The sequence below is a fragment of the Streptomyces sp. A0592 genome (genome assembly GCF_004795115.1).
Taxonomy (GTDB): Bacteria; Actinomycetota; Actinomycetes; order Streptomycetales; family Streptomycetaceae; genus Streptomyces; species Streptomyces erythrochromogenes.
On sequence record NZ_SSBM01000023.1, the window covers coordinates 18,899 to 40,459 of the forward strand.

The window sequence follows — 21,561 nt, forward strand, 5'->3', positions numbered from 1 at the left end:
AGACCCAAAGTCCATTGCCGAGTTTCGCTCGCCCACTCCAAGTAATACTTATATTTGCGGGACGGCGCACGCTCCGTCGGGCTCGCACGCGTCGGCCGCGGCCGCCGGCTCCTCCACCTCGCGCCCGGCCCAGGCCTGCTCCAGGGCCCGGGTGAACACCTCGGCCGGCTGTCCGCCGGAGATCCCGTAGCGGCGGTCGAGGACGAAGAACGGCACGGCGTTCGCACCCAGCTCGGCGGCCTCGCGCTCGTCGGCGCGGACCTCGTCGGCGTAGGCGGAGCCGTCGGCGAGGACGGCGCGGGCCTCGGCCTCGTCCAGGCCGGCCTCGACCGCGAGCGCGATCAGCACCTCGGGGTCGAAGACGGAGCGCTCCTCGCCGAAGTTGGCCCGGTAGGCGAGGTCGAGCAGTTCCTCCTGCAGGCCCCTGGCGTCGGCCAGGTGCAGCAGCCGGTGGATGTCGAAGGTGTTGCCGTGGTCACGCCCGTCGGTCCGGTACGTCAGCCCCTCGGCGCGGGCGCTCGCGGCGACGTGCTCCTCCATGCCGCGCGCCTCGTCGAGGGTGCGGCCGTACTTCTTGGCCAGCATCTCGACGACGGGGGCGGTCACGCCCTTGGGGCTGCCCGGGTCGAGCTCGAAGGACCGGAAGACGACCTCCACCTCGTCGCGGTGCGCGAATTCGGCCAGCCCCTTGGTGAAACGGGCCTTGCCGATGTAGCACCAGGGGCAGGCGATGTCGCTCCAGATCTCGACGCGCATGGTCCTTCTTCTCTCCGGGGTCACTGGGGGGACGGTTTGCTGTTCAACCATCAGTGGTGTGAACCATCCGTCCCGCCGTCTCATTCCCCGGACACGGCGGATGCCGCGTGGCGGGCCGAGGGCGCTGGCGGGACGGCCTCAGGCAACGTCCAGCCAGAGGGTGCGGTGGCTGCCCGACGGGGTGGCGGACGGGTCGGGCCTCCAGCCCTGGGCGGCGTAGAAGGCCTGGGCCCGGAGGTTGTGCTCGTAGACCTCCAGGCGGACCCGACGGATGCCGGCGCGACGCCAGACCTCCAGGCAGGCTTCGTGGAGGGCGGCCCCGGTGCCCCGGCGCCAGCGGACCGGATCGACGTGGAGCTGGGTGAGGGTGGTCTCGCCGTCCTGCGTGCGGAAGGCGGCGACCCCGGTGAGCTCGCCGCCCTCCTCGGCGCACAGCACCGCGCCCTCGGCGGCCTCGCGGGCGACGGCCACGGTCCAGCCCTCGCGGGTGCGGGCCAGCTCGGCCTCGCCGGCGTAGGCCTCTTCGGGTATGTGGCCCTGGTAGTAGGTGGCCCGGGCCCTGGTGTGGAGGGCGGCGATGGCGTCGAGGTCGGCGGGTCCCGCATTCCTGATCATGAAGACAGATACGCGCCGGGAACTCCGTCGGTTCCCGGCGCGTCGGGCGTGGCGCCCCGCGTGGCTACTTCTTCAGCCAGGCCTGCATCATCTTCTGCGCGATCGGCGCGGCCAGCTTGCCGCCGCCGATCTCGGAGCGGTCGGTGTCGGAGTTCTCGATCACCACGGCCACGGCGATCTGCTTGCCGTTCGCCTTGCCGTAGGAGGTGAACCAGGCCAGCGGCGCGAGGCTGTTGTTCACGCCGCGCTGCGCGGTGCCGGTCTTGCCGCCCACCTCGGCGCCCGACACCTGGGCCGGCTTGCCGCCGCCCTCGGTGGCGACCGTGCGCATGGCGTCCCGGATCATCGAGGCCGTCTTCTCCTTCATGACCCTCTGGGACTTCGGGTCCTTGAAACTCTCCAGCACGTTCCCGTTGGCGTCGGTGACCTCGGAGACCATGTGCGGGGCGACGAGCTCGCCGCCGTTCTCGATCGCGGCCGTGACCATCGCCATCTGCAGCGGGGTGGCCTGGACGTCGAACTGGCCGATACCCGTCTGCGCGACCTGGTCGATCGACATCTTCTTGGACGGGTACTTGCTCGGCGGGTTGGTGCGGACCGGGGTGTCGATCTGCGTGTTGAAGCCGAGCTTCTCGGCGGTCGCACGCATCTTGTCCTGGCCGAGCTTGGAGGCGAGCTCGGCGAACACGTTGTTGCAGGACAGACGCAGGGCGGTGCGCACCGAGACGTTGTTGCAGGCCGCGGAGCCCGCCTCACTGGGCAGCGGGGTGCGGGTGCCGGGGATCGTGTACGGGTCGGGGATGCCCGTCTGCTGGTCGATGTCGGTGACCAGGCCGTTCTCGATCGCGGCGGTGAGGGTGACCAGCTTGAAGGTGGAGCCGGGCGCCTGGGGCTTGCGGAGCGCCACGTTCTCCAGAGCCTTGCCTTTGTCCGCGGAGAGCGCGTCCCAGGCCTTCTGGTCGTTGGCGCCGGCGATGCTGCCCGGGTCGAAGGAGGGGTTGTTCACGACGGCGAGGATCGCGCCGGTGGCGGGGTCGATGGCCACGGCGGCGCCCTGCTTGCCCTGGAGCGCGTCGTAGGCGGCCTTCTGCACGTCCTTGTCGATCGTGGTGAGGACGTTGCCGGGGTCGGCCCGCTTGTTGGTGAGCATGTCCATCACGGTCTTCAGCCGGCTGTCGGAACCGTTGAGGACGTTCTTGTAGACGCCCTCCAGCATGCTGGTGCCGAACGCCTGGGAGCTGTAGCCGGTGACGGGCGCGTAGAGGGGGCCGTCGACGTAGGTCCGCTTGTAGCCGAAGTCCTTGCCGCCCGTCTTCTCCGAGCCGGTGATCGCCTCCCCGCCCACGATGATGTTGCCCAGCGGGTTCTCGTACTGCCCGATGAGATTGCGGCGGTTGTGCTTGTCGTCTGCGAGGGCCTGGCCTTGGTAGGCCTGCACCCAGGTGACCCGGACCAGCAGGGCCAGCACCAGGAGCAGACAGAAGACCGACGCACGCCTGATCGTCTTGTTCATCGCCCGAAAAGACGTCCCGGCGGCCTCAGGCGTTCCGCTCTGCCCCGATTGTGGCCGACTTCTCAGGCTTTCCTCATGATGAACCCTCCCTCGTAGGCCGCGATGACCGCCTGGGTGCGGTCGCGGGAGCCGGTCTTGGCGAGGACCGCCGCGACGTGGGTCTTGACCGTCTGCGGCCCGACCCCGAGGCGTTCGCTCATCTCGTGGTTGGACAGTCCGGTGGCCATCAGGCGCAGTACGTCGGCCTCGCGGTCGGTGAGCCTGGCGATCCAGGGGGCGACGGCGGGGGCGGTGGCCGCCGCGTGGGCGGCGGCGAGGGAGCGGACGGCGGCCGGGAAGAGCAGCGAGTCGCCGCGGGCGACCAGCCGGACCGCGCCGATCAGCTCGTCGGGGTCGGCGCGCTTGAGGAGGAAGCCGACGGCTCCGGCGCGCAGCGCCTCGTAGACGTAGGCGTCGTTCTCGAAGGTGGTGACGACCACGACCCTGGGTGGCTCGGCCATGGTGGCGAGGATCTGCTCGGTGGCCCGGATACCGTCGATCTCGGGCATCCGGACGTCCATCAGCACCACGTCGGGGGCGAGGGAGCGCACGAGTGGGACCGCCTCGGCGCCGGTGGCGGCCTCGCCGACGACCTCCAGGTCGGCTTCGTCCTCAAGGATGACCCGCAGCGCGGTGCGGACCATGCGCTCGTCGTCGCAGACCACGATGCGCAGCGGCGGCCGGCCCGCCGGGGCGCCAGCGGTCATCGGTCGCCGCCGGCCAGCGGGAGGACGGCGCGCAGCCGCCACCGCTCCTCGTGCGGGCCGGCTTCGACGCTGCCGCCGAGCAGGGCGGCCCGCTCCGCGGAGCCGCGCAGCCCGCGGCCCCCGGTGGTGCGGGGCTCCCGGCCCCCGGGCCGGGCGGGCGGATTGGTCACGGTGATCTCCAGTTCTCGTCGTCCGGTGGCGTGGCCCGCGCGGACGAGGATCCGCAGGTCCACCGGGCCGGCGCCGTGGCGCAGTGCGTTGCTGAGGCCCTCCTGCACGATCCGGTAGGCCTCGCGCGAGGTGGTCTCCGGGAGCCGGGCCCAGTCCCCCGCGGGTCCGGGGTCCTGGTGCGCGGTGACAGTGGTGCCCGCGGCGCGGGTGCGGGCCAGCAGCCCGGCGAGGTCGGCGGCGAGGGTGGGCGCGGGGGCGGCCGCTCCGTCCGGCCGCGCCGGGTCCCCTTCGCGCAGCAGGCCCAGTACGGCGTCCAGTTCGCCCACGGTCCGCCGCGTGGTGTCCTCGATCGCGGTGAGCGCCTCCCGTACGAAGTCGGGGTCGCGCTCCAGCATCCGCCGCGCGGCGGCCGCCTGGAGGGTGACGGCGCTGAGCGCGTGGCCGACCGCGTCGTGCAGCTCCCGGGCCAGCCGGTTGCGTACGGCCAGGTCGGCCGCCCGCTCCTCGGCCGCCGCGAGCCGGTCCGCGGCCGTGGGCCCGAGCAGTACGGGCGCCAGCCGGGCCAGCAGCTCCCCGGCCGCGGCCGCACACAGGGCGAGTGCGGCCAGCAGGCCGATCCCGAGGAAGGGGGCCGTGTACGTCTCGACACCCGTGTTGAACCATCCGAAGCCCAGCCTGACTTCGCGCAGTCCGCTCACGAACGGCAGCACGATCAGCACCACCGCCATGGGCGGCACCGCCAGGGTCATCCCGCTGACCAGCGCTCCGATCCCCAGGTGCGCAGTCCACCAGGCCGATGCCCGCCCCCGGGCGGCCCAGGACCGGGCCGGCCCTTCGGCGAGCCGCTCCCCCGGCACCGCGCACATGGCCCGGACGGCGGTCACCGACAGCGGCCGGACCAGCCCGTACACCCCGGTGGCGGCGGCCAGCGGCAGGGCCGCTGCGTAGGCGGCGAGGGACAGGGGCAGGGAGGACAGGGCGTTGGCCCCGCCGGCCACCGAGCCGACCGCCACCGAGGCCAGGAGGAAGTACGGCATCAGCAGGGCGCCGCCGAGGATCTGGTGGACCCACCGCAGCCGCGCCCGCGCCCCCAGCAGCCGGCCCAGGCCGTCGCGCATCAGCTCTCGCGTCGGGATATGAGGAACCGGGTGAGGACGGCGGTGGCGAGCGATCCCGTGACCATCTGGCCAGCGTAGATCGACTGCGCGGCCGAGGACGGTCCTTCACCATGACCCAGCTGCGGCCCCAGCGAGGCGATCAGCAGCCAGGCCCCCCACGCCAGGGTCGCGGCGGCACCGACCCAGGCGAGTCCGAGCGGCCACCGTGCCCGAAGCACCCCACCGCGGGCCAGGAGCAGCGCCCCCGCTCCCGCGGCGAGCGCGCATATCGTGTGGGCCACGGATGCGACGGCGGTCTCCGCCGAATGCGCCTCGGCCTGCTCGGCACTCAGCCCGGCGGTGCCCCCGAGGGCCCAGTAGAGGAACATCCCGCCCAGGACCAGGGCGCCCGCGGCCGCGGCTGCCGCCACCACCCCCGTGGGTGACGGCAGCCGATCTCCCACCACGCCCTGCCACCGCCGACCCCAGCGCCGTCGCGCGTAGGGCACGAACAGCGCGGCCAGGGCGAGCCCTTGGACGGTGAATCCCGTGTACACGACCATGAAGACCCAGGAGTCCAGGAAGGGCTCCCGCGCGGCCGCCGCCTCCGGGCCGTCCCCGAAGCCCAGGGCCCGTACGAGCAGTTGGCCGGGGAATCCGAGGAGGATCGGCGTCAGCAGGCCTGTGGCGGTGAACACCGGAACGGTCAGCATCCAGGCGGGCGTTCTCAGCCCCCAGGGTCTGGTGAGCACCAGGACGAGCAGGATCACGCACGCGTCCATGGCCAGCGTGACGGCATTGGCGACCGTGAGGAACGGGCCGGCCTCCAGCAGCACGCTGCCGTCCGGTATCCCGATCCGGCTGCCGGACAGCCAGGCGGCCTTGAGCGCCAGATAGGGCACCGTGGCCACCAGGGCCACTGCCGTGAGGATGTGCCTCCCGGCCCCGGCAGGCGCAGGCGCCGGGACGGGCGCAGGGGCCGGGGCGGAGGACTGCGGTGCGTGCTTCGTGTGAACGGCTCGTGTGGTCATGTCCCAACGGTCCCGTGCGCGGCGGCCCGCCACCTCCCCCTCAATGGGGAACCGCCTCCCCCGCGCGGGGGAGGAACAGCGGCCCCCGCGCCGCCCCACGCACCGTCACATGCGGCGCCTCACATGCGGCGCGTCACCACCGACAGCCGGTCGCGCGCCTCGAACAGCGCCGCCTTGATGACCTGCTCGTGCCCCGGCGTCAGCCGGGCCACCGGCACCGAACAGCTCACCGCGTCCCGGGCCGGCGTGCGGTACGGCACGGCCACCCCGAAGCAGCGCAGCCCGAGCGTGTTCTCCTCCCGGTCCAGCGCGTACCCCTGCTCCCGCACCAGCTCCAGCTCCTCGATGAGCTGCTCGCGGTCGGTGACGGTGTGCTCGGTGACCGCCTCCAGCCGCCGCGGCAGCAGCGCCCGCACCTCCGCGTCCGAGTGCGTGGCGAGCAGCGCCTTGCCGAGGGCCGTCGAGTGCACGGGCAGCCGCCGCCCGACCCGGGTGAAGGGCCGCAGGTAGTGCTGGGACTGCCGGGTGGCCAGGTACACCACGCTCGTCCCGTCGAGCCGAGCCAGGTGGATGGTCTCCGTCGTGTCGTCGGAGAGCCGGTCCAGGGTGGGCCGGGCCGCGGCGACCACCTCGTCGCCGTCGATGTACGAACTGCCGACCAGCAGGGCCCGTACGCCGATGCCGTACCGCGTGCCCGTCGCGTCCGTCTCCACCCAGCCGAGGTTCACCAGCGTGCGCAGCAGCATGTACAGGCTGGACTTGGGCAGCGAGAGGTCGCTCTGGATGTCGGCCAGGCTGTGCAGCCCCGGCCGGGCCGCGAAGTGCTCCAGCAACAGGACGGTCCGGACCGCCGATTTCACCGGCGCCGCCGCAACCGGAATCCCCGGCTCGGTCGTCGTCATACGCCCGCTTCCCCTCTGGTCGCCTCTTGTCACGCGGAGGACCCCGGAAATAGAGTCCGCAGCAGATGTGATCATTCATCCACCGGAACCACGTTCAGAATACTGAACGATCCAGGAGGCAGTGGGCCATGACAACGACACCAGTCTGGAGTGTGGACCCCCGCACCGGGAAGCAGCGCGAGCAGGTTGCGGTGGAAGCCACATCCCACGAGGTGGACGAAGCCGTACGGGCCGCCCACACCGCCCGCGGCCCGCTCGCGGACGCCGCCGTCCGCGCCGCCTTCCTGCGCACCGCCGCCGCACTCCTCGACGAGGCCGCCGCCCATGTCATCGAGGCCGCCGACGCCGAGACCGCGCTCGGCCCGGGCCGGCTGACCGGCGAACTGGCCCGCACCACCGGCCAGCTGCGCGCCTTCGCCGACGCCGTCGACGAGGGGGCCTACCTCGACATCCGGATCGACCGCGCCGACGCCTCCCTCACCCCGCCGCGCCCCGAGCTGCGCCGCTACAAGGTCCCGCTCGGCGTGGTCGCGGTCTACGCCGCCTCCAACTTCCCGCTCGCCTTCTCCGTCCCCGGCGGGGACACCGCGAGCGCGCTGGCCGCGGGCTGCCCGGTGGTGGTCAAGGCGCATCCCGACCACCCCGCCACCTCCGAGCTGTGCGCCTCGCTGCTGCGCCGGGCGGCCGTCGCGAACGGGCTCCCGCCCGAAGTGGTGAGCGTGGTCCACGGGTTCGACGCGGGCCTGGAGCTGATCCGTCACCCGCTGGTCTCGGCCGCCGGATTCACCGGTTCCATCCGGGGCGGGCGGGCGCTGTTCGACGCGGCCGCCGCCCGGCCCGTGCCCATTCCCTTCCACGGCGAACTGGGCTCCCTCAACCCCGTCGTGGTCACCCCGGCCGCGGCCGCCGAACGACCCGAGGAGATCGGCGCCGGTCTGGCGGGTTCGGTCACCCTCGGAGTCGGCCAGTTCTGCGTCAAGCCCGGCCTGGTCCTGGTGCCGGACGGCGCGGACGGCGACCGGATCACCGGCGCGCTCACCAAGGCCCTCGGCGAGACCGAGCCCGGAGTGCTGCTCGACCACCGGATGCGGGAGAACTTCGTCTCCGGGGTGCGCGAGCGGGCCGCGCTGCCCGGCGTCGAGGCCCCCGTCACCCCGGGATCCGGCGGCGAGCACACCGTGGGCGCGGGCTACCTGACGGTGCGGGCCGGGGACCTCCTCGCGGGCGACGGGCACGACGTCCTCCTGGAGGAGTGCTTCGGCCCGGTCACCGTCGTCGTCCGGTACGCCGGCCGGGCCGAGGCCGGAGCGGTCCTCGGGCGGCTCGGCGGCAACCTGAGCGCCACCCTGCAGCTGTCGGCCGCCGAGGCCGAGGGCGCCCCCGGCCCGGCCGCCGAGCTGATCGGGCAGGTCACGCAGCTGGCGGGGCGGATCGTGGTCAACGGCTGGCCGACCGGGGTCGCGGTGGCCCCGGCCCAGCACCACGGCGGGCCGTACCCGGCCGCGACCTCGCACTCCACCTCGGTCGGCGGCACGGCGATCGAGCGCTGGCTGCGGCCGGTGGCCTACCAGTCGGTGCCGGACGCACTGCTTCCGGCCGAGCTGCGCGAGGCCAATCCCCTGGGCCTGCCGCGCCGGGTGACCGGCGGCTGACCTGCGGTCGGCGGGCGGCCGACAGCCGGCCGACGCGGGCACCCCTGGGCCCGGCGCCCCGGGGCCCCTGGGCCCGGCCGCCCTTCGCGCACGAACAATCCCGTTGCCCGTCCCGCGCTCCGCGGGGCAGGCTGCGGGCCATGCCGAGACCACACGGGTTCACGTACGACGTACGGCGCGACGGTTGCGTCGTCATCACCCACATGAGCCGCACCGCGGCCACCCTGCGCGGGAACCGCGCCGCCGCGTTCCTGGCTGAAGTGGAGGGCGGGGATCCGCAGCTCGTGATGGCCCGGTGGACCGGCTCCTACAAGTTCGGCAACGAGCGCACCGCGAAGAACCACCCCCGCAACCGGGGCGGAAATATCCCGCGAAGGTAAGGGAACGGCAAAGCACCTCCGCTCGTTCTCCGTGCATGACCGCTATGACCCCTGGATCCAACCTGCCGCTCAATGCCGTCCGCGTGACGGTCGACGTGGCTGCGCCGGTGCGGCTCGACGTGTCCGCCCTGCTCCTCACGGCGGACGGCAAGGTGCGCTCCGACGCCGACTTCATCTTCTTCAACCAGCCCTCCGGGCCCGGTGTCACCTACCGGTCGGGCGGGGGCGCGGCGCCGGACTCGGTCACCGTGGACACCTCCGCGGTGCCCCCGGGCATCGAGCGGATCGTGGTCACGGCCAGCCCCGATGCCGCCGGGCAGAGCTTCCAGGGCATCGAGCCCACCGCCACCGTGCGCAATGCCGACGGCGGCGCGGCGATCGCCTCGTTCACCCCGCCGCAGCTGGCCACCGAGACCGCGCTCGTCGTCGTCGAGATCTACCAGCGCGGTGGCGTGTGGAAGGTCCGCGCGGTCGGCCAGGGGTACGCGAACGGCCTCGCCGGCATCGCCACCGACTTCGGGGTCAGCGTGGAGGAGGAACCGGCTCCCGCAGCCGCCGTGGCCCCGCCCGCGCCCGCCGCACCCGTGACACCCCCTGCCCCGCCCGCCCCGCCGACGACCCACCAGCCCTCCCCCTGGCTCACCGCCGGAGCCGGCACCCCCGCCCCGGTCACCCCCGCGCCCGCTCCCGCTCCCGCCGCAGCCCCGGCCGCCCCGCCCGCCACCGGGAAGATCAACCTGGACAAGGGCCGGGTCAGCCTCCAGAAGAACCAGACCGTCTCCCTCGTCAAGGGCGGCCGCCCGCTGCTCTCCCAGGTCAAGATGGGCCTGGGCTGGGAGCCCGCCTTCCGCGGCCGGGACATCGACCTCGACGCGTCCGTGATCGCGTACGGCCCGCAGCGCAACCACATCGACAGCTGCTACTTCGGCAAGCTGTCCATCCTGGGCGGCGCCATCAAGCACTCCGGCGACAACCTCACCGGTGAGGGCGCGGGCGACGACGAGGTGATCGTCGTGGACCTCGGCAGGCTCCCCGCCGACGCCACGGGCCTGGTCTTCACGGTCAACTCCTTCTCCGGCCAGAAGTTCACCGACGTGGCCAAGGCCTACTGCCGTCTGATCGACGCGGCCAGCGGCGAGGAGCTGGTGCGCTTCGACCTCACCAGTGCCGAACCGCAGACGGGCGTGATGATGGCCAAGCTGATCCGTCAGTTCTCCGGCGAGTGGGAGATGACGGCCATGGGCGAGTTTGTGAAGTCGCGCACAGTGCGCGGCATGGTCAAGCCGGCCGCCCAGGCACTCTGAGCAGGTGGGCGGGCACGGGCGGCCACCGGACGGGTTCGCGGGTGATGGATGCCACGCGTAATCCGTGGGTGGCTGTCAGTGCCCGCCCGTAGCCTTGGAAGCATGCACGAGACCTTCACACCCGCGGGGCCCGCCCGCCCGTCCGCCGCCGAGGCGAACGAGGCGATCCGGCACCTCGTGGAGACCAGGGTGGACGGCGAGTGGCCTTCCGAGGCGTATGAGTTCCTGCTCGCCGAGTGGGCCGAGGCCTCCCGCGCGGAGGTTTCCCCGGCCCACTGAGGCCCGCGATACCGGCCGGGCGGAGCGTCAGTGTGCGCGCCGCCACGGCCCGGTGATGGCCAGCATGACGCCCGGGTCCTGGAGGTTGGCGTACAGGGTGCGTCCGTCCGGGGAGAAGCAGACACCGGTGAATTCGGAGTACTCGGGCTCCTCGGCCGACCCGATGTTCAGCTCGTTGCGCGCCAGCGGGTAGGTACGGCCCGATGCGGTCGCGCCGAACAGGTGCTGCAGCCCCGAGCCGTCCTCCGCGATGACCAGGCCTCCGTACGGCGACACGGTGATGTTGTCGGGGCCGTCGTAGCCGCCGTCCGCCGACGGGTCCGCGTTGACTCCGATGAGGACGGTCAGCCGGATCGTGCGCCGCTTGGGGTCGTAGAACCAGACCTGTCCGTCGTGCGCGGCACCCGGGCTCTCCTCACGGGCGTAGGAGGAGACGAAGTACGCGCCGCCGTCGGCCCACCACATGCCCTCCAGCTTGCGTCCGCGCGTCACCGCGTTGTCCGCGAACTGCCGCCGCACCGGCACGGTGCGCGCGTCGCGGTCCGCCACGTCCACCCAGTCGACGCCGTAGACGGTGCCGATCCGTGTGGCGCGCGACAGGTCGTCGACGAACCGGCCGGAGCTGTCGGTGCACTTGGCGGCCTGGAGCACGCCCGCGTCGGCGGCGAGCGTACGGAGCCGGCCGCGCCCGTGCCGGAAGCCGCGGGGCGGGGTCCAGCGGTAGAGCAGCCCGTTGGGCCCGGAGGCGTCCTCGGTCAGGTACGCGTGGCCCTGGCGCGGATCGATCACCACGGCCTCGTGGTCGTAGCGGCCGAAGGCCTTGACCGGCTTCGGGTCGCGGTTGGCGCGCCGGTCGTGCGGGTCGACCTCGAAGACGTAGCCGTGGTCCTTGGTCATGCCGTTCTTCCCGGCGAGGTCGGAATTCTCCTCGCAGGTCAGCCAGGTGTCCCAGGGGGTGGCGCCGCCCGCGCAGTTGGTCGACGTACCGGCGATGCCCACCCATTCGGCGACCTCGCCGCCGCGCCGGACCTCGACGACCGTGCAACCGCCCGCCGCGGCCGGGTCGTAGACGAGGCCCTCGGCGAGCGGAACGGGGCGCGCCCAGTTCTCCCGCTTGCCCTTGAGCTCGTGGTTGTTGACGAGGAGGGTGACGCCGCGGTGCCCCTCGAAGGCCGCGGTCCCGTCGTGGTGGGACGGGGTGGTCTCGCCGGACTCCAGCCGCGTGACGCCGCTGTGCGTGATCACGCGGTACCTGAAGCCGGCGGGGAGGGCGAGGATGCCGGCCGGGTCGGGGACGAGCGGGCCGTAGCCGGGCTCACAGGGCCGCCCGTGCTCGTCGCGGCCCGCGCCGTCCTCGGCCGCGAGCGCACCCGGAGCGGTCGCGAGGGCGCCGACCGTCCCGGTGAGCGCGACCCCCGCGCCGGCGATGACGGTACGGGCGGTGAAGTCTCTGCGGCTGAGCGGCATCGGGTCTCCAGGGGTGGGGAGTGGTGCGCCTGTCGTGCGGTCGTCGGCGCACACGCTCCCGCCCGCACGTGAACGGCGGCTGAATTACCCACCAAGAGCAACCGTCCCCTTGCAGGTCGGCGTCAATGGCCAACTCCGGCCCAGGAACGGCGCATTGTCGCCGACTCCCCGGCCGGCCCCTCAGGGCCTGCGGGAGCGCGCCTTGAAGGCGGCCCTGCGGGCCTCCTTCGCCCTCTTCCGGTCCGGGTGCAGCCGGCCCATCGCCTCCAGGACCTGCACGGTCGACGGATGCTCGACGCGCCACACCTGGTCGAAGAAGCCCGTGTGATGAGCGGTCAGGGTCTCCATCAGCAGGGGCAGCTCCTCGGTCTCGCCGTCGGCGGCGAGCTGCGCCGCGATCGTGTCGACCGTCAGCCAGAACACCATCTCGGGGGCGGGCGCCGGTACGTCGGCCGCTCCGTGCTCCGCCAGCCAGACCCGGGCGAGCCCGCCGAGCTCCGCCTCGTCCAGGACCGAGCGGACCGCCGGCTCGGCCTCCGGGCCGGCCAGCGCGAGGGCCTGCTGGCAGCGCAGCCGGCGCAGCGGGCCGCCCTCGTCGTCCCCGCGGGCGGCGGACAGCAGTTCGGCGACCGCGTCGGCCGGTTCGCGGCCCGCCATCCACTGCTCGATCTCGACCTGCGCCGCGTGCTCGGGGTAGGAGGAGACGGCGTCGAGGAGTGCGTCGGCGCCCTTGCCGGCCAGTTCGCCGACCGCGGGGGCGTCGACTCCGGCCTCCAGCATCCGGGCGCGGATCCCGTAGAGGCCGAGCGGGGTCAGGCGGACCATGCCGTAGCGGGAGACGTCCTCTTCGTCGGCCGCGAGATCACCGCGTGGGGCGTCCTCGTCGGCCTGCGCCATCAGCTCCTCGTCGACGGGCCGGAAGTCCACCAGCCCGATCGGCTCCAGCTGCCGGAACTGGTCGTCGAGTCGCATCATCGCGTCCGAGACCTGCTCCAGGACGGCGTCGGTCGGCTCGCCCATTCCGTCGGGCACGACCATCGACGCGGCCAGCACAGGAAGCGGAATCTGGCGGTCCGCGGTGCCGCCCTCAGCGACGGTGAGGAGGTAGAGATTGGCGAGGACCTCGTCGAGGAAGTCCGCCTCGCGGCCCGGGTTCCAGTCCAGCCGGTCGAAGTCGATCTCCCCGCCCTCGTCCAGCGCGTCGACCAGGTCCTCCAGGTCGGGCACGGCCGCGTCGGCGAGCACCGTCTCCAGGGCCGCCCGCCACAGGCCGAGCACGTCGCCGGGGGCCCCGGCCGTCACCAGCGCCAGGTCCTCGCCGGGCGCGGCGGTGCCGTGCGGCTCCTCGCCCGCCTCCCCGGGGCCCTCGGCGTCCGCGTCCTCCTCCGGCTCGGCCACGTCCACCAGGCCGGTGTCCACGGCCACCCGCCAGGCCTGGCTCGCGTACCCGGCGGCGTCCTCGTCCCCCGCGTCGAGGCCGAGGTGGGCGGCTGCCGCGGGCAGCTGGTCGGCCACCAGTTCGCCGCCGACGCCGACGCGGGTTGCGGGCCCGGCCCAGCGGGCCAGGCGTACGGCGCGCGCGAACAGCGGGGCGCCGAGGGCGTCGCGTGCCAGCTCCGCATCGGAGTGCAGCCGTACCGGCGGCAGTGTGGGGTGCGACTCAGCGGACATGGGGAGGCTCTCCTCGCGGACGCGGTGGTGACGGGCGGGCCGTGACGGTCCGGCCGGGCGGCCGGACCGTCATACGCGCCCGAAAACCGGCGACATGGCCGACATGACGGGGCAGTGCGGGCATGGCCGGTGTGGCGCAGATGACAGCCGTGGCCGTCGTACGGCGACCCAGCGTAGACGCATATCGGGCGCACCCGACGGGCCATCGCCTTTGGTTCATCCCACAGTCAGCTGCCGTCTCCCCTGGAGGGCTTGACAACTTTGCTGGCAACACAGGAAATTGACGCGCGTAGACGTTTGGGGGCTGACCAACCCCCCGCAGATCTCGCTGTTCGCTGCCTCTCCCTACCCCTCTCCCACACCGGAGTCTCCTGACCATGCGCTCCTCGTATCCCCGCTCCGCCGCCGTCGCGGCCCTCGTCGCCTCCGCGCTGGCCACCGGCCTGCTCGCGGGCTCCGCCGACGCGGCCGAGGGCGCGGCGTCCGCCGACCCGGTACGCATCCACGACATCCAGGGCACCACCCGGATATCCCCGCTCAACGGCAAGCAGGTCGCCGACGTCGAGGGCATCGTGACGGGCGTGCGGACCTACGGCTCGCGCGGTTTCTGGATCCAGGACCCCGACGCCGACGACAACGACGCGACGAGTGAGGGCGTCTTCGTCTTCACCAACTCGGTCCCGACCGTCGCCGTGGGCGACGCGGTCAAGGTCTCCGGCACCGTCGGCGAGTACATCCCCGGTGGCGTCAGCTCCGGCAACCAGTCGGTGACCCAGATCTCCAAGCCGGCCGTCACCGTGGTCTCCTCCGGCAACGCGCTGCCCGAGGCCGCCGCGATCAACGAGTACACGGTTCCCGCCGAGTACACCCCGGCCGGCGACCCGGCCGCCGGCGGCAGCATCAACGGCCTGGTGCTGGAGCCCTCGCGCTACGCCCTGGACTTCTACGAGTCCGTCGAGGGCATGAACGTCAAGATCGGCACCTCGCGCGTCGTCGGCGCCACCGACCCGTACTCCGAGCTGTGGGTCACGGTGAAGGGCTGGGAGAACACCGCCAAGCGCGGCGGCACCGTCTACGGCTCCTACGAGTCCCAGAACACCGGTCGCCTGCAGATCCAGCAGCTCGCGCCGATCGCGCAGCAGCCCTTCCCCGTGGCCAATGTCGGCGACAAGCTGACCGGCACCACGGAAGGCCCGCTGGACTTCAACCAGTTCGGCGGCTACACGCTGGTGGCCCGCACCCTCGGCACCGTCAAGGCGGGCACCCTCGCCCCCGAGAAGACCAAGCCGCAGGCCGAGCAGGAGCTCGCGGTGGCCACGTACAACGTGGAGAACCTCGACCCGACGGACCCGCAGGAGAAGTTCGACGCGCTGGCGAAGGCCGTCGTCGAGAACCTGGCCTCCCCCGACATCCTCGCGCTGGAGGAGATCCAGGACGACAACGGCGCCAAGAACGACGGCACCGTCTCGGCGGAGCAGACGCTCACCAAGTTCACCGCGGCCATCACGGCGGCGGGCGGCCCGGCCTACCAGTGGCGGACCGTCAACCCCGAGGACAAGAAGGACGGCGGCGAGCCCGGCGGCAACATCCGCCAGGTGTTCCTCTTCAACCCGGCGCGGGTCTCCTTCACCGAGCGCGCCCCGGGTGACGCGGTGACGGCGACGGGCGTCGTCAAGGAGAACGGCAAGACCCACCTGACCCACTCCCCCGGCCGCGTGGACCCCGCGAACCCGGCGTGGGCCGACAGCCGCAAGCCGCTCGCCGGCGAGTTCGTCTTCCGCGGCAAGACGGTCTTCGTGATCGCCAACCACTTCGGCTCCAAGGGCGGCGACGAGGGTCTGACCTCGCACCACCAGCCCCCGCTGCGTTCGTCGGAGGCCAAGCGGCTGCTCCAGGCGCAGGCCGTGAACGGCTTCGTGAAGCAGATCCTGGCGGAGGACAAGAACGCCAACGTCCTCGTCCTCGGCGACATCAACGACTTCGAGTTCTCCGCGACCACCGACGCGCTGGCGGACGGCGGGGCGCTGTACCCGGCGATCAAGTCGCTGCCGAAGGCCGAGCGCTACTCGTACGTCTACCAGGGCAACGCCCAGGTGCTGGACCAGATCCTGACCAGCCCGGCGATCAAGAAGTTCACGTACGACAGCGTGCACATCAACGCGGAGTTCGCCGCCCAGAACAGCGACCACGACCCGCAGGTGCTGCGCTTCCGCCCGTAAGTCCCGGGTCAGGAGCAGCAGGGGGCCCGGCCGCCGTCCCGGGCGGGCCCCCTGCCACAATCCCGCCATGATCTTCCGCGTCGCCACCCGCCGGGACCTGCCGGCCGTACTCGCCCTGCTCGCCGACGAGGACCGGGTCCTCGATCCGGCCACGACGGCGGTCGGCGAGGAGCACGAGCGGGCCTTCGCGGCGATCGAGTCGGACGTCCGGAACGAGATGCTGGTCCTCACGGACTCGGAGGACTGCGGGATCGTCCTCGGCTGCCTCCAGCTGACCTACATACCGGGCCTGGGCCAGGGCGGGCAGGAGCGTGCCCTGGTGGAGGCCGTACGGGTCCGCGCGGACCGGCGGGGCGAGGGACTCGGCGCGGAGCTGATGCGGCTGGCCGCCGAGCGGGCGCGCGGGCGCGGCTGCGGCCTGATCCAGCTCACGAGCAACAAGCGGCGCACGGCGGCCCACCGCTTCTACGAGCGGCTGGGGTTCGCGCGCAGCCACGAGGGCTTCAAGCTGCCCCTGGAGCGGCCGTGACCGGACGGTCTCGGTCGAGATAGGGACTTTCGCCCCTGGCGTGACGCTCGCCACATCTCCACCGAATCGACCGGTTGTGGTGTTGAGTGTCTGCACGCCCGATCTTGTCCCGGCTCGCACCGCCCGCATCCCTGGAGGATCCTGGTGTTCCCCTCGATCTCCCTCGCCCAGGAAATCGGCCTCGCCGTCCTGTTCGTGGCAGCGCTGGTCTGGGTGGCCGGTCTGGGCCACATGCTGTGGGACAGCCGCTTCCACCGGCCGGAGACCGGCGCGGGAGAGGTCCTGCCGATGATCCCGGCCCAGCGCACCTCCGCCGCGCACCCGATGGAGTCGGTCCAGCTGACCGAGGCGGAGGAACAGGCCTTCGCGGGCCTGATCCGCACGATCCCCCTCCACTGAGCGTCTGCCCGCCGCATGATTAACCCGATGACGGTCTTCCAGTGCCGTGCCTGCCGCCGCGCGGTGACTCCGCCCGTGACCGAGCGGTCCCTGCCGGACCCGGACAGGGACGAGGAGTGGTACCGGCCGGAGTCGTCCGAGTCGGACGCGGACGGCCACACCGACGAGCCGATCGTGCGGATGGCTCCCGGGACCTTCGCGGTCGACCCCGAGCCGTCCGGGCCCCCGTACGTCCTCGACGGTTCGTCCGGCCTGCTGATCGAATCCGGCCCGAGCGGCACCGTCGTGCTCAACCCGGGCGACGGCATCGGCCTGGAGCCCCATCCGGACCTCGCTCTGCGCCGCGGCCACTGCTGCGGAATGGACGGCGAATGGGGCCCCAACCTGGTGTGCACGTGCGGCGCGGTCATCGCCACCGTCTACTCGGACTGCTACCAGGTCCAGGAGCTGCGGCTGCAACCGGACGCCGTCGAGCGCTGCGACTGACCGCCCGCGAATCCCGCGGCCCGGCGAGGAGGTCCGCTTCCGCCTGGACCAGTACCTGGGCGAGATCGGACGCGCCCACACGGCCCTGCCCGCCCCGCCCTGAACACGGCCGAGCGCCCTTCCCGGACCGCAGCAGGTCCGGGAGGGCGCTCGCCGACGTGTACGACCGTCAGTTGTGGCTGTGCAGGACCTCGTTGAGGCCGCCCCAGTTGGCCTTGTACGGGCGGGCCTCGACGGCGCCGGTCACCGAGTTGCGGCGGAAGAGGATGTTGTCGGCGCCGGAGAGCTCCAGGGCCTTGACGACCTGGCCGTCCGGCAGGGTGACGCGGGTGCCGGCGGTGACGTAGAGGCCGGCCTCGACGACGCACTCGTTGCCGAGGGCGATGCCGATGCCCGCCTCGGCGCCGATCAGGGTGCGCTCGCCGATCGAGATGATCTGCTTGCCGCCGCCCGAGAGGGTGCCCATGGTGGAGGCGCCGCCGCCGATGTCGGAGCCGTCGCCGACGACGACGCCCGCGGAGATGCGGCCCTCGACCATGGAGGTGCCGAGGGTGCCGGCGTTGAAGTTGACGAAGCCCTCGTGCATGACGGTGGTGCCCTCGGCGAGGTGCGCGCCGAGGCGGACGCGGTCCGCGTCGGCGATGCGCACGCCCTTGGGGGCGACGTAGTCCGTCATCCGCGGGAACTTGTCGATCGAGGTGACCTGCAGGTGCAGGCCCTCGGCGCGGGCGTTGAGGCGGACGGTCTCGACCTGGTCGACGGCGACCGGGCCCAGCGACGTCCAGGCGACGTTGGTCAGCAGGCCGAAGACGCCGTCGAGGTTCTGGCCGTGCGGCTTCACCAGGCGGTGGCTGAGCAGGTGCAGACGCAGGTACGCGTCGTGCGCGTCCAGCGGCTTGTCCTCCAGGGAGGCGATGACCGTGCGGACGGCTACGACCTCGACGCCGCGGACCGCGTCCGTGCGGATCGCCTTGGCCGCGGCGGCGCCGAGGAGCTCCACGGCCTGCTCGGCGGTGAGGCGCTCGGTGCCGGCCGGGCCGGGCTCGGCGACCAGCTCGGGGGCGGGGAACCAGGTGTCGAGGACGGTGCCGTCGGCGGTGATGGTGGCAAGTCCGGCGGCGACGGCGCCGGTGGTACGCGTAGCAGTCATGCCCGAAACCTAACCGGCGACGGCCTGAGGTTGCGAACCGGTCTCATGTGCCGGTCGGACCGCGTGTCGCCGATGCCGCGCCGAGGCCCACAGCACCGCCGCGCCCGCCGTCGCCGCGAGCCCGGCGCACAGCGGCCACAGCAGGCCGGGCGCGGCCGAGTACAGCGCTCCGCCCAGCGGCGGCCCGATGACGACGCCGCTGACCGAGATCCCCGCGTACAGGCTCTGGAACCGCCCGACGGCGTGCTCGGGGGCCTCGTCGGCGACGTAGGCGGTGGCGGTGGTCTTGTAGAGGATCTCGCCGAGGCTCAGCAGCACCATCATCACCACGGCGGTCGCGATCCCCGCCCCGAGGAGCAGTGCCGCGTACCCGGCCCCGACCAGCAGCAGCCCGGTACCGATCACCGGCAGCGCCGGCCGCTCGCGCAGCGCGACGGCGGCGGGCAGCTCCAGCAGCAGGATCACCCCGCCGTTGAGGGCGATGACGAGCCCGAAGGCGCGCGGGTCCAGGCCGTGGTCGGTGAGGAACACGGGGAAGGTGTAGTACTGCTGGCGGTAGACGACGTCGGTCACCAGAATCGCGCCGAGCAGCACCAACAGGGCCGGCCGGGCCAGCAGTTCGGCGGCGAGTCCGCGGCCCCGACCCCCGTCCGGGGCCGCGGAGGCCTTTCGGGCCGCGCCGCGGGACGGGACGACGCGCGCGGTCCAGAGGGCGAAGAAGAGGGTTCCGACGCCGTCGGCGACGAAGAGCCAGTCGTACGAGAGCCCGGTCGCGACCACGGCGCCCAGCGGCGGCCCGAGGGTGAAGCCGCCGTTGGACACGCACCGTACGAGGGCGAAGGCCTGGCGGCGACCCCCCTCCGGCACGGTGACCGCGACCAGCGCGGAGTTGGCCGCCCGGATCACGCCGGAGGCGTACTGGGCCACCGGCATGGCCGCGAAGAGCAGCGGGGTCGGCAGCAGCGGAACGGCCGCGAGAGTGACTCCGGCAAGGGTGGAAGCGGCGAGCAGCACCCGGCGGTGGCCGAAGCGGTCCCCGTACCAGCCGCCGCTGAAGTTGCCCGCGACCAGGCCGATGCCGCCGATTCCGGTGACGAGGCCGGCCTGGGCGGCCCCGAGGCCGCGCGGGCCGGTCAGGTAGAGGAAGACGAAGACGAAGGTGAAGCTGACGACGGCGTTGACGAACACCCCCGCAGCCAGCAGCCACACGACCCTCGGTATGTCCTTGAACCCCTGCAGCACACCCGTGCCCCCCACATCCGGCTAGTCAGTTCCTTTTGGGAACGGACTATGTCAGCATGACAGCCTTGGGTCAACGGACAAAGGAGCTCCCATGGCCCAGCGCACACACCTCGGCGACGCGGACTGCGCCATCGCCCAGGCCCTCGACGTCGTGGGCGACTGGTGGACGCTGCTGGTCGTGCGCGACGCGGCGCGCGGCCTGCACCGCTTCGACGAGCTCCAGCGCGAGCTGGGCGTGTCCCGCAAGGTGCTCGCGGAGCGGCTGAAGCTGCTGGTCGAGGCCGGGGTGCTGTCGCGCGAGCCGTACCAGGAACGTCCGGTGCGGCACGAGTACCGGCTGACCCCGCGCGGGCGGGGGCTGCTGCCGGTCCTGGTGGCCCTCCAGGACTGGGGCGACACCTGGGTCCTGGGAGAGGGAGACATGACGGCCACGACCGACGAGGCGTCGCGCGAGGCGGAACGGGTGCACGCGCTGCAGGGCACGCGGGTACCGCCGCTGCTGCTGCCGGACCGTTTCGGCGGGGTCGGCGACCCGGTGGCGGACACGCCGTTCACGGTCCTGTACTTCTTCCCGGGCGCCTACGCGCGGGCCGAGTCCTACCCGCCCGGCTGGGCCGGGATCCCGGGCGCCAAGGGCTGTACGTTCGAGTCGTGCACGTACCGCGACCAGCTCGCGGAGTTCACGGCGGCCGGCGCCACCGTGCACGGGGTCTCGACCCAGCGCCCCGACGAGCAGCGGGAGTTCGCGGAGCAGGAGCGACTGCGCTTCCCGCTCCTCTCGGACGCCGACCTGGCGCTGACGGCGGCGCTGCGGCTGCCGACCTTCCGCGCGGCGGGCGTGAGCCGGATCAAGCGGCTGACCCTGGTCGTCGACCGCGACCGCACGGTGCGCGAGGTGATCTACCCGATCCGCGACATCGAGGCCAGCGTGCGGACGGTCCTGTCGACCGTCCGCGCCGCCGCCCTCCGGGACGGGGCTTAGGCCAGGACCCGGGCCAGGACCTCGCGGGCGTACGACTCGTCGTACGCGGCGTCCGTCAGCAGGACCTGGAGGCTGATGCCGTCCATCACGGCCACCAGCGCCCGGGCCGTGACCGGGTCGGTCCTCGGCACCAGCGCCTCGGACGCGGCCTCGCACCACTCGGCGGCGACCGGCCGCAGGGCCGGACGGCGCAGTGCCGCGAGGTAGAGCTCGTACTCCAGCTCCACCCGGCCCCGGTCCGCCGCCAGGAACTCACCCAGGAGGCGGGCCAGCGCCCCGGCGAGGTCCGCGTCCGGATCGGCCAGCGCCGGCGACTGGGCCACCGCCTGCGCGAAGCCCTCGTTGGCCTGCCGCAGCGCCGCGACCAGCAGGTCGTCCAGCGTCTTGAAGTGGTACGTCGTCGAGCCCAGCGGTACGTCGGCCTCCGCGGCCGCGCTGCGGTGGCTCAGCCCGGCGATGCCCTTGGCCCCCACCACGCGGATCGCGGCGTCGATGATCCGCTGGCGCCGGTCCGGGTCGTAGCGCCGCACGCCCTGGGGCATCAGTGCGCCCCGCCCAGGTTCAGCAGGACCACCCCGCCGATCACCAGGGCGATCCCGGCGATCTTCGCGGCGGTGGCCGCCTCCCCCATGAACACCATGCCGATCGCGGCGATGGCGGCGGTGCCGACGCCGGCCCATATCGCGTAGGCCGTGCCGACCGACATGGTCTTCAGCGTCTGCGCGAGGAGGGTGAAGGCGATGGCGTACCCCAGCAGGGTGCCGAGCGAGGGCCACAGCTTCGTGAAGCCGTCGCTGTACTTCATGGCGGTGGTGCCGGCGACCTCGGCGGCGATGGCTGCGGCGAGCAGGACATAGGGCATGCGTACAAGAGTACACATCGATGCGTACACCTGTACACACGAGAGCGGGCGCACGACCCGGGACTCCTGCGGCCCGCGGCGCTACCCTGTCGCCTCCTCGGGCGACGA

22 protein-coding genes are annotated in these 21,561 nt (G+C 72.9%); 9 read left to right on the forward strand and 13 right to left on the reverse strand.

Annotated features, from left to right (window positions below; genetic code table 11):
• Positions 1 to 48 precede the first annotated feature (48 nt).
• The 7 genes from E6U81_RS27115 to E6U81_RS27145 all read right to left on the reverse strand — a co-directional run bounded on the left by E6U81_RS27115 (position 49) and on the right by E6U81_RS27145 (position 6,831).
• The gene (locus E6U81_RS27115; RefSeq protein ID WP_136232697.1) at positions 49 to 756 is read right to left on the reverse strand and encodes a DsbA family oxidoreductase; all 708 of its coding nucleotides are present in this window, start codon (positions 754 to 756) and stop codon (positions 49 to 51) included.
• Between the two features lie 138 nt (positions 757 to 894).
• Positions 895 to 1,371 carry a GNAT family N-acetyltransferase gene (locus E6U81_RS27120; RefSeq protein ID WP_136232698.1) on the reverse strand — a complete coding sequence of 159 codons (477 nt, stop codon included), beginning with the start codon at positions 1,369 to 1,371 and terminating at the stop codon, positions 895 to 897.
• Positions 1,372 to 1,435: 64 nt separating this feature from the next.
• Positions 1,436 to 2,884, reverse strand: a complete 1,449-nt coding sequence (locus E6U81_RS27125) for a penicillin-binding transpeptidase domain-containing protein (protein ID WP_136232699.1) — start codon at positions 2,882 to 2,884, stop codon at positions 1,436 to 1,438.
• Positions 2,885 to 2,946: 62 nt separating this feature from the next.
• The gene (locus E6U81_RS27130; protein ID WP_136232700.1) at positions 2,947 to 3,630 is read right to left on the reverse strand and encodes a response regulator transcription factor; all 684 of its coding nucleotides are present in this window, start codon (positions 3,628 to 3,630) and stop codon (positions 2,947 to 2,949) included.
• Complete coding sequence (locus E6U81_RS27135) at positions 3,627 to 4,919, reverse strand: histidine kinase (protein ID WP_136232701.1); 1,293 nt, start codon at positions 4,917 to 4,919, stop codon at positions 3,627 to 3,629. Before E6U81_RS27135 ends, E6U81_RS27130 begins: the two co-directional genes overlap by 4 nt.
• Entirely contained in the window at positions 4,919 to 5,818 is a 900-nt protein-coding gene (locus tag E6U81_RS27140; RefSeq protein ID WP_240804044.1) for a hypothetical protein, read from the reverse strand. Before E6U81_RS27140 ends, E6U81_RS27135 begins: the two co-directional genes overlap by 1 nt.
• 230 nt (positions 5,819 to 6,048) lie before the next feature.
• On the reverse strand, positions 6,049 to 6,831 hold the full coding sequence (locus tag E6U81_RS27145) for an IclR family transcriptional regulator (RefSeq protein WP_136232702.1): 783 nt from the start codon (positions 6,829 to 6,831) through the stop codon (positions 6,049 to 6,051).
• A gap of 128 nt (positions 6,832 to 6,959) precedes the next feature.
• Here E6U81_RS27145 and E6U81_RS27150 point away from each other — a divergent pair, with 128 nt between their 5' ends.
• The 4 genes from E6U81_RS27150 to E6U81_RS40045 all read left to right on the forward strand — a co-directional run bounded on the left by E6U81_RS27150 (position 6,960) and on the right by E6U81_RS40045 (position 10,446).
• The gene (locus E6U81_RS27150) at positions 6,960 to 8,483 is read left to right on the forward strand and encodes an aldehyde dehydrogenase (NADP(+)) (RefSeq protein WP_136232703.1); all 1,524 of its coding nucleotides are present in this window, start codon (positions 6,960 to 6,962) and stop codon (positions 8,481 to 8,483) included.
• 140 nt (positions 8,484 to 8,623) lie between these two features.
• A complete protein-coding gene (locus tag E6U81_RS27155) occupies positions 8,624 to 8,863 on the forward strand; it encodes a hypothetical protein (RefSeq protein WP_136232704.1) in 240 nt (79 codons plus the stop codon).
• A gap of 35 nt (positions 8,864 to 8,898) precedes the next feature.
• Positions 8,899 to 10,167 carry a TerD family protein gene (locus E6U81_RS27160; protein WP_206310027.1) on the forward strand — a complete coding sequence of 423 codons (1,269 nt, stop codon included), beginning with the start codon at positions 8,899 to 8,901 and terminating at the stop codon, positions 10,165 to 10,167.
• A 102-nt stretch (positions 10,168 to 10,269) separates the two neighbouring features.
• A complete protein-coding gene (locus E6U81_RS40045) occupies positions 10,270 to 10,446 on the forward strand; it encodes a hypothetical protein (RefSeq protein ID WP_168714754.1) in 177 nt (58 codons plus the stop codon).
• Between the two features lie 27 nt (positions 10,447 to 10,473).
• Here E6U81_RS40045 and E6U81_RS27165 read toward each other — a convergent pair whose 3' ends face one another.
• Together E6U81_RS27165 and E6U81_RS27170 are read right to left on the reverse strand one after the other, a co-directional pair.
• Positions 10,474 to 11,913 carry an alkaline phosphatase PhoX gene (locus tag E6U81_RS27165; protein WP_136232706.1) on the reverse strand — a complete coding sequence of 480 codons (1,440 nt, stop codon included), beginning with the start codon at positions 11,911 to 11,913 and terminating at the stop codon, positions 10,474 to 10,476.
• A 180-nt stretch (positions 11,914 to 12,093) separates the two neighbouring features.
• Positions 12,094 to 13,584, reverse strand: coding sequence for a hypothetical protein (locus E6U81_RS27170; protein WP_136232707.1), 1,491 nt, complete (start codon positions 13,582 to 13,584; stop codon positions 12,094 to 12,096).
• A gap of 377 nt (positions 13,585 to 13,961) precedes the next feature.
• Between E6U81_RS27170 and E6U81_RS27175 the strand changes: the two genes are divergently transcribed.
• The 4 genes from E6U81_RS27175 (at position 13,962) to E6U81_RS27190 (ending at position 17,217) form a co-directional block, all read left to right on the forward strand.
• Complete coding sequence (locus tag E6U81_RS27175) at positions 13,962 to 15,803, forward strand: endonuclease/exonuclease/phosphatase family protein (RefSeq protein ID WP_136232708.1); 1,842 nt, start codon at positions 13,962 to 13,964, stop codon at positions 15,801 to 15,803.
• 67 nt (positions 15,804 to 15,870) lie between these two features.
• Positions 15,871 to 16,332 (forward strand): GNAT family N-acetyltransferase, encoded by a 462-nt coding sequence (locus tag E6U81_RS27180; RefSeq protein ID WP_136232709.1) that lies wholly within the window; start codon positions 15,871 to 15,873, stop codon positions 16,330 to 16,332.
• 144 nt (positions 16,333 to 16,476) lie between these two features.
• The gene (locus tag E6U81_RS27185) at positions 16,477 to 16,731 is read left to right on the forward strand and encodes a hypothetical protein (protein ID WP_136232710.1); all 255 of its coding nucleotides are present in this window, start codon (positions 16,477 to 16,479) and stop codon (positions 16,729 to 16,731) included.
• 27 nt (positions 16,732 to 16,758) lie between these two features.
• Complete coding sequence (locus tag E6U81_RS27190; RefSeq protein WP_136232711.1) at positions 16,759 to 17,217, forward strand: hypothetical protein; 459 nt, start codon at positions 16,759 to 16,761, stop codon at positions 17,215 to 17,217.
• Positions 17,218 to 17,386: 169 nt separating this feature from the next.
• On the opposite strand, the gene dapD is transcribed toward E6U81_RS27190, so the two are convergent.
• Positions 17,387 to 18,367, reverse strand: coding sequence for a 2,3,4,5-tetrahydropyridine-2,6-dicarboxylate N-succinyltransferase (gene dapD / locus E6U81_RS27195; protein WP_136232712.1), 981 nt, complete (start codon positions 18,365 to 18,367; stop codon positions 17,387 to 17,389).
• 9 nt (positions 18,368 to 18,376) lie between these two features.
• On the reverse strand, positions 18,377 to 19,624 hold the full coding sequence (locus tag E6U81_RS27200) for an MFS transporter (RefSeq protein ID WP_168714755.1): 1,248 nt from the start codon (positions 19,622 to 19,624) through the stop codon (positions 18,377 to 18,379).
• A gap of 76 nt (positions 19,625 to 19,700) precedes the next feature.
• Between E6U81_RS27200 and E6U81_RS27205 the strand changes: the two genes are divergently transcribed.
• Positions 19,701 to 20,591 carry a winged helix-turn-helix transcriptional regulator gene (locus tag E6U81_RS27205; RefSeq protein WP_136232713.1) on the forward strand — a complete coding sequence of 297 codons (891 nt, stop codon included), beginning with the start codon at positions 19,701 to 19,703 and terminating at the stop codon, positions 20,589 to 20,591.
• Here E6U81_RS27205 and E6U81_RS27210 read toward each other — a convergent pair.
• Both E6U81_RS27210 and E6U81_RS27215 read right to left on the reverse strand, forming a co-directional pair.
• On the reverse strand, positions 20,588 to 21,133 hold the full coding sequence (locus tag E6U81_RS27210) for a TetR family transcriptional regulator (protein ID WP_136232714.1): 546 nt from the start codon (positions 21,131 to 21,133) through the stop codon (positions 20,588 to 20,590). The two genes, E6U81_RS27205 and E6U81_RS27210, sit on opposite strands and share 4 nt — an antisense overlap.
• The gene (locus E6U81_RS27215) at positions 21,133 to 21,453 is read right to left on the reverse strand and encodes a multidrug efflux SMR transporter (RefSeq protein WP_030963955.1); all 321 of its coding nucleotides are present in this window, start codon (positions 21,451 to 21,453) and stop codon (positions 21,133 to 21,135) included. The genes E6U81_RS27210 and E6U81_RS27215 overlap by 1 nt, the downstream gene beginning before the upstream one ends.
• Positions 21,454 to 21,561 lie beyond the last annotated feature (108 nt).